Below are 12409 nucleotides of genomic sequence, written 5' to 3'. Positions count from 1 at the left end.
CTCACGAAATCCAGCGCCATGACTTCGACGCCCAATTTCTCGCCTGCCACGCCTGTTCCGCTCGCCGCATTGCAGGCGCTCGACACCCCCGCCGCCATCATCGACGTGCCGCGCATGCAGCACAACATCCAGCGCATGCAGTCGCGCATGGACACGCTGGGCGTGCGCTTCCGGCCTCACGTCAAGACCAGCAAGTGCGTGGAAGTGGCCCAAGCGCAGATCGCCGCAGGCGCGGCGGGCATCACCGTATCCACGCTCAAGGAAGCGGCGCGCTTCTTCGACGACGGCGTGACGGACATCCTCTACGCGGTCGGCATGGTGGCCAGCAAACTGCCCGCTGCGCTGGCATTGCGGCGGCGCGGCTGCGACCTGAAGATCATCACCGACAGCGTAGCGTCGGCACAGGCCATCGTCGCATTCGGCGCAGAGTTCGGTGAGACGTTCGAGGTGTGGATCGAGATCGATACCGACGGGCACCGCTCGGGGATCCGCCCCGACGAAGACGCGCTGCTCGACGTTGCCCGTGTCCTGCAAGACGGCGGCGCCACGCTCGGCGGCGTCATGACCCACGCGGGTTCCAGCTACGACTTCGACACGCCGGAAGCGCTCGCCGCCATCGCGGAACAGGAGCGTGCCGGTTGCGTGCTGGCAGCGACGCGTTTGCGCGAGGCCGGGCTGCCGTGCCCGGTCGTGAGCGTCGGCTCGACGCCGACGGCACTCGCAGCCAGCCATCTCGAAGGCGTGACCGAGGTCCGTGCGGGGGTGTATGTGTTCTTCGATCTCGTCATGCACAACGTGGGCGTTTGCACGACGGACGAACTGGCACTGAGCGTGCTGACCACGGTCATCGGGCATCAGGCCGACAAGGGCTGGGCCATCGTCGACGCCGGCTGGATGGCCATGAGTCGCGACCGTGGCACACAAAAGCAGAAGCGCGATTTCGGCTACGGTCAGGTGTGCCGCATCGACGGCAGCGTCGTGCCGGGCTACGTGCTGAGCGGCGCCAATCAGGAACATGGCATCCTCTCGCGCGAAGGCGAACCTGATCCCGATATCGTCGCGCGCTTTCCCATCGGCACGCAGTTGCGCATCCTGCCGAATCACGCGTGCGCGACGGGGGCGCAGTTCCCCGAGTACCACGCGATCGATCCGGCGCACGATCTCGCGACGTGGCCACGTCTGCACGGCTGGTAAGCCAAAGCCTCAAAGGGCGGCATAGGCGAGCCGACAAACTGGTGTAGGCCTATGGCGCGGATCGGCATCGCAACAGATTCCGAACCGCACCACGGATGCTTATGCCCTCAAGCGGCATAACGTATCCCGATTTCCTTCGTTCACGGCGGGCCATACGCCCGCTACGCTCGCGCTTTGCCTGTACTGGAGTGCATTCATGAGCGTAGAAATCATCGGGATGATCACGGCGGCGCCGGGGTCCGAAGTCGATCAACCCACGGGCGCGGCCGTCGATCCCGCGTTCATCACGCGCATGGCGCAAGCTCACGAGACGGCAGGTTTCGACCGCGCACTGATCGGCTACTTCTCCAACGGCCCCGAGGGCAGCCTCGTCAGCAGCCATGTTGCCGCAGCAACGCAACGGCTGGGCATCCTGCTCGCCTATCGTCCCGGCGTGATTGCCGCGCCGCTCGCCGCCCGCCAACTCGCCACGCTGGACCAGTTCTCACGCGGACGCGTCGCGTTGAACGTCGTCTCCGGCGGTAACGACGCTGACCTGCGCCGCGACGGCGATTTCCTCGATCACGACGCCCGCTACACGCGCACGGACGAATATCTCGAAGCGCTCAAGCGCATCTGGACCGCCGACGCTCCCGTCGATTTCGCGGGCGATCACTACCGCTTCGAGCAGGCGTCGCCCGCTGTACCGACGTGGCAGAAGCCGCATATCCCGATCTACTTCAGCGGTGCGTCCGACGCCGCCATCGACGTCGCCGCACGCCACGCCGACACCTACATGCTGTGGGGCGAACCGCTCGACGCCGTCGAGTCGCTCATCACCCGCGTGCGGGCGGCGGCACAACGTCATGGCCGCAAGCCGCGCTTCTCGATCTCGTTCCGTCCCATCGTGGCGGACACCGAAGCCCAGGCATGGGAGCGCGCCGACGAGGTCCTGCGTCAGGTCAAGGCCACACGCGAACGGCTCGGTCTGCGCACCGAAGCGCCGGAGAACGTCGGCTCTCAACGGTTGCTCGCCGCAGCGCAACGCGGCGATGTCGTGGACGAACGTTTGTGGATGGGCGTGGCCAAGGCCACCGGTGCGCGCTGGAATTCGACAGCGCTCGTCGGTACCGCCGAGCAGGTCGCACACGCACTGGGTCGCTATTACCAGCTTGGCGTCGACACGTTCCTCATTCGCGGCTTCGATCCGCTGGGCGACACGATCCGATACGGCGAATCGCTGATTCCGGCCCTCCGTCGTCACGCCGCCGAGCTGGATCGTCAGCGCACGCCGCAGGCGGCGTGAGTGACGTGTGAGTTACGTCCTTCGCTGCTGTTCGTTGCTTGTTCGTTGCTTGCTACCGTTTCTTCAATCGCTTCTCAGATAGGTGTCATGATGTTGCTGCGCTGGATTCGTCGCGCCCGTTTTGCCGTTCCTGCCCTCTCCCTTAGCGCCTTTACGGCACTCGGCGTCATGCACGCCGGGGTCGCCAGCGCGCAAGGCGTCACGCTGCGTGTCGGGGATCAGAATTACTACAACGTCCGCGCCTCGATGGAGGCCTCGGGCGCCCTTGAAGGCGCGAACTATCAGGTCGAGTGGAAGCACTTCCAGTCCGCCGCCCCGGTTGCCGAAGGCCTCAACGCCGGTGCGCTCGACCTCGGTTTCCTCGGCGATTCGGGCTTCCTGTTCCTCGCGGCGAAAGGGGCACCGGTCAAGTTGATCGCCGTCTCGCGTCAGAACCCAGACACGATTGCGTTGCTCGTGCCGAAAGATTCGCCGGTGAAATCGATTCAGGACCTCAAGGGCAAGAAGGTCGCCTACTGGCCCGGCGCCTGGAGTCAGCAACTAACGCTGCGCGCGCTGGAAAAGGCAGGCCTGCCCACGGATTATGTGCAGTTCGTCAAGCTCATGCCGATCGATGCTGCCGTGGCGTTGCCCAACGGCGCCATCGACGCGTTCCCGGTCTGGGAGCCGTACATCTCGCAGCAGGTCGTGCACAACGGCGCGCGTCCGATCATCACGGCGCGCAATCTCATGCCCGGTCTGAGCAGCGTTGCCGCGTATGCGCCGTCGGTGAGCGCGAAACGTGAGGCCATCGCCGACTTCCTCGTGCGTCTGCAAAAGGCGCGCGCCTGGGTGGAAAGCCACAAAGACGTCTACGCCGATCAGTGGGCGAAGAAGGCCGGCCTGGACCGTGACGTCGCACGTCACTGGATCGGTCAGGCGGGCATGACCATCGACGCCGTCGACAAGCAGGCCGTGGCCGACTATCAGGGCACGAGCGACTTCCTGACGCAGACCGGCGCGCTTCCGAACCGGTTCGACGTCAGCAAGATCGTCGACACGTCGTTCACGCCAGTGCTGGAAGCCAAGGGACAGCCGACGCGGCAAAGCGCGTCGCGTTGATCCGCAATGCCTTGGCAGCCGGACGGAAAAGCGCAGATTCGAATCATTCGCGAGTCGTTCTGGCGTCTTCCGTCCGGCTGTCGCATCAGCTTGCCTGTTTTGGCACCACGTTCAACGCCGAGCCGGCCCTGAACCAAGCCAGTTGCACATCGCTGTAGCTGTGCCGCAGCGATATCGTCTCTTGAGTCCCGTCGGCGTGATGCAGCACGCACGGCACTTCCTTCCCGGGCGCCAACGCCGCCAGGTCGATGAGATCGATCCGGTCGTCAGCCCGCACGCGTTCATAGTCGTCGGGATTCGTGAAGGTCAGCGCCAACAGCCCCTGCTTTTTCAGGTTGGTCTCATGGATGCGTGCGAAGCTCCGCGCGATGACCGCCATGCCCCCGAGCAAACGCGGTGACAGCGCCGCGTGCTCCCGACTGCTGCCCTCGCCGTAGTTGAAGTCTCCGACGATGATCCACGGCACGCCCGCTGCACGATACGCGCGAGCCGCTTGCGCCGGGGTCACGTCGTCCTCGCCATGAAGCCAGTCCGTGGTGCGTCCCGTCGCGCCGGTGAACGCGTTAGTGCCGCCCGAGAGCAGGTTGTCGCTGAAGCGCTCCAGATGCCCGCGCAGCTTCAGCCACGGCCCGGCCGGTGAGATGTGATCCGTCGTCGTCTTGCCCCGCGTCTTGATCAACAGCGGCATGCCCTTCGGGTCGCTGCCATTCCATGCCGGCCACGGTCGCAACACCTGAATTCGTTCACTCTTCGGATCGACGCTGACGCTCACCGCACGACCATCGTCAGGCGGTGCGATGTAGTGTGTCGCACCACGCGTGAAGCCCTCCGGCGGCACTTCGGGCGCGACCGCAGGCGGTGCGAGCCGGAACGTTCTCCCGTCAGGTGCAGTGAGCACGTCGTGCTGCGGATCGAAAGAGAGACGTCCGGCAAGCGCCCACGCCGTCACGATCTCCGGGCTGGCAATCAGGTTCATCGTGTTGGGCGAGCCATCGTTGCGACGGGGGAAGTTCCGGTTGTAAGACGTCACGATGGTGTTCGGCACACCGGTGGCCGCCGCGTCGCGACGCCATTGTCCGATGCAAGGTCCACAGGCATTGGCGAGCACGGTGCCGCCGATGGACGACAAGGCAGCAAGCTGACCATCGCGCTCGATCGTAGCGCGGACCTGCTCCGAGCCCGGCGTGACCATGAACGGCACCGACGCCTTCAGTCCGTAGGCCTGCGCCTGTCGGGCGATATCAGCAGCACGGCTCATGTCCTCGTACGACGAATTGGTGCAACTGCCGATGAGCGCGGCCGAAATCGTGTCCGACTGAACGTCACCCGCATCGTCTACGCGCGATTCTTCCATCGTCCTGAGTTGCGCGGCCAACTGCGCCACCGTGCGTGCGCGGTCCGGCGAGTGCGGGCCCACGACATGCGGGGCCAACGTCGACAGATCGATGCGAATCACCCGGTCGTAATACGCTTCCGGGTCGGCCTCCACTTCGGGGTCCGGCGCCAGCAGACTCAGGTTCGCCTCGATCACAGGCACCAGATCGCCGCGACCGGTCGCACGCAGGTAGTCGAGCATGCGTGCGTCGGCCGGAAACATCGATGTCGTCGCGCCCAGCTCGGCGCCCATATTGGTGATGGTCGCCTTGCCCGTCGCGCTGATCGTCCGGGCGCCCGGGCCAATGTATTCAACGATGGCGTTGGTGCCGCCTGACACCGTCAACTCGCCGGCGACGCGCAGAATCACGTCCTTGGGCGCCGTCCAGCCACTGAGCGAGCCCGTCAGATAGACGGCGATGCGCTTCGGATAAAGCACTTCCCACGGCAACCCGGCCAATGCCTCGACAGCATCGGCACCGCCCACACCAACCGCGCAGGCCCCAAGACCACCAGCGTTGGGCGTATGCGAGTCCGTCCCGATGAGCAGCGCGCCGGGATAGGCGTAGTTCTCCAGCACGACCTGATGAATGATGCCGGCGCCCGGTTCCCAGAAACCGAGGCCGTACTTCGCCGCCGCACTGCGCAGGAACGCGTAGACCTCGCGGTTCTCGTCGACAGACGCCTGAAGATCCGTACGCCCCTCGACGCGCGCCTGAATCAGATGGTCGCAATGAATGCTCGCGGGAACCGCGACCCGATCACGTCCGGTCTGCATGAACTGGAGCATGCCGGTCTGACCGAGGACATCCTGAAACATGACACGGTCGACGTCGAGCGCGAGATAGCTCGTGCCCGGCACCAGCGATTGCGTGTGCGGATCGCGCAGGTGCCCGAGCAGCACCGACTCGGAAAGGGTCAGCGGATGCCCAAGACGGCGACGCACGATGGCGAGCGTTTCGGCCATGGTCGCATAACGGCGCGCGAGCGCCTCGGGGGAGAGGAATTGAGACATCGATCACTCCTTGTTTAAGGCATTTGTGGGGTGGATGGGTGCGATCGCAGGACGCATTCTGGCGTCGGTCTCATTCCCGGTAAAATGCATTTATCTGTCCGATTACTCAATTTTTCTTATGAAAATCGACATCCTTGGCGTGCAGGCTTTCGTCGCCATCGCGGATCGCGGCGGCTTCCAGAGCGCCGCAGACGCGCTCGCTGTGACGCAGACGGCAATCACACAGCGCCTGCGCAAGCTCGAAGATTATCTGGGGGTCATGCTGTTCGAGCGCACGACACGTTCGGTCTCGCTCACGCAGATTGGACGCGACTTCCTGCCGCAGGCGCGGCGCTTGCTCGACGAGTTGTCCGACGCGCTCACCGAGATTCGCGAGAGCGGTCAGGCCGCGCGCGGCGACGTGTCGATCGCCTGCGTGCCCACGGCAGGCGTGCAGTTTCTGCCCAGCATCTTGCAGACGTATGCCCAGCAATTCCCGCATAACCGCGTGCGCGTGCTCGATCACTCGTCGTCAGCCGTCACGCACGCCGTGCTGCACCGCGAAGCCGAGTTCGGCATTCACATCGCCGGTTCGCGTCACGCGGATCTCATCGGGTTGCCTGTCGCACAGGATCAGTTCGTGCTGATCTGTCACGCATCGCATCCGCTCGCCCGGCGGCGGCGGGTGCCGTGGCGCAGCCTCGCACCCTATCCGCTGATCTTCGCCGGACAGGTCAATGCCAACCGCGCATTACTCGATGGCGCATTGGGCGATGTCGATCTGCAACCGCACTTCGAAGTGCAGCGCAGTTCGACGGCCGTGGGGATGGTGGCCGAAGGCGTCGCGGCGGCCGTGGTGCCGCGCCTCGCGCTCCAAAGGGGCGCGTATCCGGAGATCCGCGTGATCGATCTGGTCGAGCCGGTCGTGGCCCGCACGCTGGTGCTCGTCACACGGCGCGGCGCGCAACTCTCGCCCGCCGCGCAAGCGCTCTACGATCTGATCGCGTCGCGGGCGACGAGCGTCGTCTGACGGGGAGAGACAGGCGCGACGTGCTTACTGCGGCGACGGCACGATGCCATTCGTCGCCATCCACGTCACGTTGCCGCCCATGCGCGGATCCTTGTACGGTCCGTCGGCGTGCATCGCATCGAAACGCCCCGGATCAGGGGAGCGCCGGCGGTAGAACTCGACCCAGCCGCTTGACGCCTTCGGCGTTGCCGTCTCCTGCACGACGCCCGCCTGCGCGTTGAACCACGCCGGATCGCGGTAGCCGTCTGCCACACGCGCCGCGAGACGTTCCAGCGCGCCCGGGCGATAGGCATACCAGTCCTCTCCGCGAAGACGCGCCAACTCGGCCATCAGCACCAGTGGCGCCGTGGCGTAGTCGTGGTAATGCAGCGCCCGGCGCTTGCGCGCCATCTCCATGGGCAGACTGCCGTCAGGTTCGATGGCGTCGATGCCGGTGCGATAGATGCCCTGCGCCGTTTTCAGTAACGCGTCGTCGCGTGTGGCGACGGCCGTCGCCATGATGCCGATCCCCGTCCAGTAGTAGTGATTGTTGCGCTTGTGCTTCGGGTTGTCCCAATACGCGAGATTGGCCGCAGACAGTCGGCGCAGCCACGATTCGATGGAAGCGCGCTGCTGCGGCGTTGCCACCGCCTGCGTGCGCAGGTACGCGAGCGCCACCGCGCCGTGTGTCCACTGGCGCATGTAGTCCGACTGGTCGTTGTTCACGTGCTCCATGCGACCGAGCATCGCCCCGCTGGCGGCCCATGCGTCGAGCCACGTCAGCGCGCAGCGGGCGGCGGTCTCATCGCCCTCTTTCGCGTAGACATCGGCCATCCTGGCAACATGCGCCGAAAAGTCGTTGAGCGGTTTCACCGCCGCAGCGTTCTGCGCCTTGAGCTTCGGGTCGATGACTGAACTGGCGGCGTCCGAGTAATACCCCATCGCGCGAATGTCCGGGCTGCCCGGCGGCGGTGCCGGACATTCGCTCTGCGCCGCGACAGCATCGGGGTGGATCATGGTGAGCAACGTGAGGGTGAGAATCGTCCGGGCAACGAAACCCGTCAGGAAAGTGAAACGAAATCGATGACGCAGGGTGGGCATGTCGCTCATTTATCCTTGGGATGCCTGACTCAGCATCCATTCGCGAAATTGTCGCAAGGCCGACCGCTGTTGCAGCCGCTCTCGCGGGTAACACAGGTAATGGCCGTGACGCGGCACATCGACGCCGGCCTCCACGGGGACCACGAGACGCCCGGCCTCCATCGCGTCGCGCGTCAGAAACGCCGGCACCATCCCCACGCCCATGCCCGCCTCGGCCGCCTGAAGCAACACAGAATACTGTTCGAAGCGCGGCCCCGGGCGTTGAGCATGCGGCGCCACGTCGTAACACGCCGCCCAGGTGCCCCAGACTTCCTCCGCCTGGTTGTGCACCAGCCTCGGTGCACGCGCAATGTCCTCCACACTCGTCAACGGATGCCGCGCGAGAAACGACGGCGCGCACACCGGCACGAAACGGCGACCGTCCAGATACTCGCTCACGACACCTTCCCACGCGCCGTCGCCATAGCGTACGGCGGCGTCCAGCGTGAAGGGGAATGCGTCGCCATGCGCCAGGTGACGGCTGAAACTCAACGTCACACCCGGCGTGCTCGCCAGAAAGTCCGGTAACCGGGGAATCAGCCATTTGGTCGTGAACGTCGGCACGCTGGCAATCGTCAGCAAATCGCTCTCGCCGCGCGATGTCATGAGCTCAAGCGAAGCATTCCCGATCTCGCGCAGCGGCTCGGCCACCCGGTCATGATAGCGGCGTCCGGCCTCGGTCAACACTAGATGACGTCCCTCGCGCACAAACAACGCGGTACCCACCAACGCCTCCAGAGACGCGATCTGGCGGCTCACCGCGCTCGGCGTCAGACCCAACTCACGGGCGGCACGAGAAAAATTCAAGTGTCTTGCCGCACTGGTGAAGGCAAGCAATTCGGCGACGTTCGGATAGCAATGGCGCATGAGTAAAGGCTCGAAAGCCGTGGCTGGCGTGGGCGCGTGCGAGTTCTTGTGCGATGGCAGACGCGTTTTGCGATCCGCCAACTGTTCCGTTTTCGCACAGCACGATGCCCGATTTGTGTGTTTTCTTCATGACGATGACATTTCAGCGCACGAAACTCTCGCCCAACGTCGATCCGGCTGTCTGCTGCGCCATCCCACGGTGTTCGTTCTGCGGCAAGGGATAGCCAGCGTTCCGGTCGACCGAAGCGAATTCGTAACCGTATGCCGTTCAGGTTTCCCCGATGTCCGACGTCCACGCCGACCGCCTTGCCCAAACTGTGCCACCCCGGCACAGTCCAGCCCCTGCCGAGACCGGGGCCGACGGGCATTCGCAGTCGCAGCCGAAGACGAGCATCCTCGTGTGGATCGTGCGAGCCGTTGCCGCGCTGTTTCTGATCTATCTGGGCTTGCCCGTGCTCCTGCTGCTCGTCGGCGCTTTCGGGCAGACGTGGACGAACACCGTGTTGCCGACCGGCATCACCGGACACTGGTTCGTCGATCTGGCCGGCGATCCGTCGTTCCGACGCGCGTTCTCCACGAGCCTCATCGTGGCGCTCGCCTGCTGCGTGTTGACCGCGCTCGTCGGCCTGCCACTCGCCTACACGCTTCATCACCGGTCGCGCAGCGGGCGCGGCGCCATTGCGCGTCTGGTCACGTTGCTGCCCGTCGCGGTACCTGCGCTCACGCTCGGCTTCGGCTACATCGCCGTGTTCAGCGGCGACACGCTGCCCTGGCTCGGCTCGCTCTGGCTGCTCGTGCTGGCACACGCCGTGCTCACGCTGCCGTACCTTACGCAGACGCTGCTCGCCGACCTGCGTCACCTCGATATCGCCAAGCTCGAAGACTGCGCGGCCACGCTAGGCGCCTCGCCGCTGCGCCAGTTCCTGACCATCGCCGTGCCGAACCTCACGCACAGCCTCGTGGCGGGGCTCGTGATGGTCGCGGCGCTGTCCATCGGCGAATTCCAGATTTCCAATCTCATCGCGGGTTTCCGCTATCGCAACTATCCGGTGGTGCTTCTCCAGGCGTTCTACGGCGCGACCGGTTTCGCCTGCGCCGCCACCGTCGTGCTGCTCGTGCTTGCGCTCGCCGCGACCGGCCTGTCGATCGTTGCGGCATCCCGTCAGAAGGTCAGTTCATGAGCCTCACTCTCGAAAACGTCAGCTTCCGGTACGCCGGTGCCAGCCACGGTCTGGACGATGTCAGCCTGAAAGCCCGCCAGGGCGAATTGCTTGCCGTGATGGGCCGCAGCGGCTCCGGCAAATCGACGGTGCTGCGCCTCGTCGCCGGCTTGCTCGACGGCTATCGCGGTCGCATCGCCATCGGTGGAGACGATGTCGGCGGCGTGCCGGTCTGGCGTCGTCATGTCGGCATGGTGTTCCAGCAGTACGCGCTGTTCCCGCATCTGAGCGTGATCGATAACGTCGCCTATGGGCTGCGCATGCAAGGGGTGAAGACGGCGCAGCGCCAGCGTGCGGCGCTCGACATGCTGAGCCGCGTCGGACTGGCCGAATTCGCTGCGCGTCGCCCGACGTCGCTTTCCGGCGGACAACAACAACGCGTGGCGCTGGCGCGCGCACTGGCCGTCTCGCCGCGCGTGCTGCTGCTTGACGAACCGCTCGCCGCGCTCGACGCCGGTATCCGTCAGCAATTGCGCGACGAAATCCGCGCGTTGCAGCAAGCCAGCGGCGCAACGACGCTCATCGTCACGCACGATCGCGACGAAGCCCTGAGTCTCGCCGACCGTGTCGCCGTCATCGATAACGGCCGCCTGTTGCAGATCGATACACCACAGCGTCTGTACGACGCCCCAGCCTGCGCCACGGTCGCAAGCTTTACCGGCCTGTCGACGGTTCTGCCGGCGCGCGTGGCGCGTCCGGGCATGGTCGACACCGGCTTTGCCGAGCTGCACGTGGACACCGGCGCGTGGCGTCCGGGTGCGGCCGTCTCGCTGCTGGTTCGGCCCGAGCATATCGAGTGCGATCCGCCCGTGAGCACCCTGAACCGCCTGAACGGACATCCGGGCGCGGTGCGCTTCTTCGGCGCGACGTGCCGCTTCGATTTCCTGCCCGAAGGGGCCCCGACGCCGTTGCTCGGCGAGAGCCGCAAGCCGGCCTCGTTCGCCATCGCGCTGGACCCGGCGCATCTGCGTGTCCTGCCGCCTGTCGTCAACTGAGACGGCACACATGACGCCCACGACGCCCACGACGCCCGCAGAAATGCCCCGCAATACGAATTCCTTACCTGATGCCCCACACGGAGCCATGTCGATGATTCACCCCGTTCCTTCCCTGCGCACGCGCGCCCTGCCCGCACTGGCTACGCTCGCGGCATCGTTCGCCCTGCTGACGGCTGCGGCCCCCTCGGCCTTTGCGCAAAGCGGCGCACAGGCGACGGCGGCCGCCCCGCTCTACCCGGGCGAAGCCGAGCTGTACGCCAAGGCTTCCGAAGAAGGTCTCGTCGTCTCGTTCGACACCGGGCCGGAGTGGGCAAACTGGAAGGCGCTGTTCGCCGAGTTCCGCAAGCGCTATCCGAAGGTCGAAATCACGTATAACGACATCGGCTCGGCTGCGACCGTCACTGCGCTCGACAAGTCGCGTCGCCGCCCGCAGGCCGACACGGCCTACTACTTCGCCGGCTCGGCACTCGACGCCGTGCAAAAGGATGTCGTCGCTCCGTTCAAGCCGATCAACTTCGACACGCTGCCGAAGGTCTTCCGCGACAACGACGGCCGCTGGTTCACGATCCACTCGCTCAACATCGCGTTCCTCGTGAACACGAAGCTGGTCAAGCACGTACCGCAGTCGTGGGCCGATCTGCTCAGGCCCGAGTACAAGAACGCCGTGGTGTATCTGGACCCGCGCTCGACCGGTCAGGGACAGGTCGCCGTGTTCGCCGCCGCATACGCCTTCGGCGGCAACGTCGACAACCCGAAGCCCGGCGCGGACTTCTTCGGCAAGCTGCGCGACGCCGGCAACGTGATGCGTGTCGAAGGCACGACGCCGTACGCCAAGTTCGTCAAGGGTGAGATTCCGATTCTCATCGGCTACGAGAACGATGGTCTGAAAGCCAAGTACACCGACGGCATGGGCGATGCCGCGCAAGTCGTGATTCCGAAGGAAGCCACGGTGTCGGCGCCGTACGCGATTAGTCTGGTCAAGAACGGCCCGAATCCGGAAGCCGCCAAGCTGTGGCTCAACCTCATCATGAGCCCGGTCGGTCAATCGCTGTTCGCGCAAGGCTATGTGCGCCCCGCAGTGCCGGGCACGCCGTTCACGGCGGAAATGCGCGCCCGCATGCCGGATGCCCCGCAGGTCCACCCGCTCGACGTCGCCCGCGCTGCCGCGCAGAAGGCAGAAGTCGACCGTCTGTGGTCGGCCGCCGCGCTCGCCAAGTGAGTTCCCGC

General features: G+C 65.4%; 10 protein-coding genes. 7 read left to right on the top strand and 3 right to left on the bottom strand.

Annotation, left to right across the window (positions count from 1 at the left end; genetic code table 11):
• Positions 1-18 precede the first annotated feature (18 nt).
• The 3 genes from C5N93_RS23580 (at position 19) to C5N93_RS23570 (ending at position 3580) form a co-directional block, all read left to right on the top strand.
• Positions 19-1194 (top strand): DSD1 family PLP-dependent enzyme, encoded by a 1176-nt coding sequence (locus tag C5N93_RS23580; RefSeq protein WP_242561134.1) that lies wholly within the window; start codon positions 19-21, stop codon positions 1192-1194.
• 196 nt (positions 1195-1390) lie between these two features.
• Positions 1391-2479, top strand: a complete 1089-nt coding sequence (locus C5N93_RS23575) for an LLM class flavin-dependent oxidoreductase (RefSeq protein ID WP_242561133.1) — start codon at positions 1391-1393, stop codon at positions 2477-2479.
• 87 nt (positions 2480-2566) lie between these two features.
• On the top strand, positions 2567-3580 hold the full coding sequence (locus C5N93_RS23570) for an ABC transporter substrate-binding protein (protein ID WP_242561132.1): 1014 nt from the start codon (positions 2567-2569) through the stop codon (positions 3578-3580).
• A gap of 85 nt (positions 3581-3665) precedes the next feature.
• Here C5N93_RS23570 and C5N93_RS23565 read toward each other — a convergent pair whose 3' ends face one another.
• Positions 3666-5969: an aconitate hydratase gene (locus C5N93_RS23565; protein ID WP_277990423.1), complete on the bottom strand. Its 2304-nt coding sequence runs from the start codon at positions 5967-5969 to the stop codon at positions 3666-3668.
• 118 nt (positions 5970-6087) lie between these two features.
• Between C5N93_RS23565 and C5N93_RS23560 the strand changes: the two genes are divergently transcribed.
• Positions 6088-6978 carry a LysR family transcriptional regulator gene (locus tag C5N93_RS23560; RefSeq protein ID WP_242561131.1) on the top strand — a complete coding sequence of 297 codons (891 nt, stop codon included), beginning with the start codon at positions 6088-6090 and terminating at the stop codon, positions 6976-6978.
• 24 nt (positions 6979-7002) lie between these two features.
• On the opposite strand, the gene C5N93_RS23555 is transcribed toward C5N93_RS23560, so the two are convergent.
• Positions 7003-8067: a polysaccharide lyase gene (locus C5N93_RS23555; RefSeq protein WP_242561130.1), complete on the bottom strand. Its 1065-nt coding sequence runs from the start codon at positions 8065-8067 to the stop codon at positions 7003-7005.
• Complete coding sequence (locus tag C5N93_RS23550; RefSeq protein WP_242561397.1) at positions 8068-8964, bottom strand: LysR substrate-binding domain-containing protein; 897 nt, start codon at positions 8962-8964, stop codon at positions 8068-8070.
• A gap of 392 nt (positions 8965-9356) precedes the next feature.
• Here C5N93_RS23550 and C5N93_RS23545 point away from each other — a divergent pair, with 392 nt between their 5' ends.
• The 3 genes from C5N93_RS23545 to C5N93_RS23535 all read left to right on the top strand — a co-directional run bounded on the left by C5N93_RS23545 (position 9357) and on the right by C5N93_RS23535 (position 12401).
• Positions 9357-10145, top strand: coding sequence for an ABC transporter permease subunit (locus tag C5N93_RS23545; RefSeq protein ID WP_069342992.1), 789 nt, complete (start codon positions 9357-9359; stop codon positions 10143-10145).
• Positions 10142-11179 carry an ABC transporter ATP-binding protein gene (locus C5N93_RS23540; RefSeq protein ID WP_242561129.1) on the top strand — a complete coding sequence of 346 codons (1038 nt, stop codon included), beginning with the start codon at positions 10142-10144 and terminating at the stop codon, positions 11177-11179. Before C5N93_RS23545 ends, C5N93_RS23540 begins: the two co-directional genes overlap by 4 nt.
• Positions 11180-11273: 94 nt before the next feature.
• Complete coding sequence (locus C5N93_RS23535; RefSeq protein WP_242561128.1) at positions 11274-12401, top strand: extracellular solute-binding protein; 1128 nt, start codon at positions 11274-11276, stop codon at positions 12399-12401.
• Positions 12402-12409 lie beyond the last annotated feature (8 nt).

The sequence above is a fragment of the Pandoraea sp. LA3 genome, from assembly GCF_022696215.1.
In the GTDB taxonomy this organism is placed as follows: domain Bacteria; phylum Pseudomonadota; class Gammaproteobacteria; order Burkholderiales; family Burkholderiaceae; genus Pandoraea; species Pandoraea capi.
The sequence above is the reverse complement of the archived record's forward strand: the minus strand, read 5'-3'. Positions and strand labels throughout refer to the sequence as shown.

Coding starts and splice junctions, on each gene's coding strand:
- C5N93_RS23575 (WP_242561133.1), top strand. CDS start 1,391: ATGAGCGTAGAAATCATCGGGATGATCACGGCGGCGCCGGGGTCCGAA.
- C5N93_RS23535 (WP_242561128.1), top strand. CDS start 11,274: ATGATTCACCCCGTTCCTTCCCTGCGCACGCGCGCCCTGCCCGCACTG.
- C5N93_RS23550 (WP_242561397.1), bottom strand. CDS start 8,964: ATGCGCCATTGCTATCCGAACGTCGCCGAATTGCTTGCCTTCACCAGT.
- C5N93_RS23540 (WP_242561129.1), top strand. CDS start 10,142: ATGAGCCTCACTCTCGAAAACGTCAGCTTCCGGTACGCCGGTGCCAGC.
- C5N93_RS23565 (WP_277990423.1), bottom strand. CDS start 5,969: ATGTCTCAATTCCTCTCCCCCGAGGCGCTCGCGCGCCGTTATGCGACC.
- C5N93_RS23555 (WP_242561130.1), bottom strand. CDS start 8,067: ATGAGCGACATGCCCACCCTGCGTCATCGATTTCGTTTCACTTTCCTG.
- C5N93_RS23580 (WP_242561134.1), top strand. CDS start 19: ATGACTTCGACGCCCAATTTCTCGCCTGCCACGCCTGTTCCGCTCGCC.
- C5N93_RS23570 (WP_242561132.1), top strand. CDS start 2,567: ATGATGTTGCTGCGCTGGATTCGTCGCGCCCGTTTTGCCGTTCCTGCC.
- C5N93_RS23560 (WP_242561131.1), top strand. CDS start 6,088: ATGAAAATCGACATCCTTGGCGTGCAGGCTTTCGTCGCCATCGCGGAT.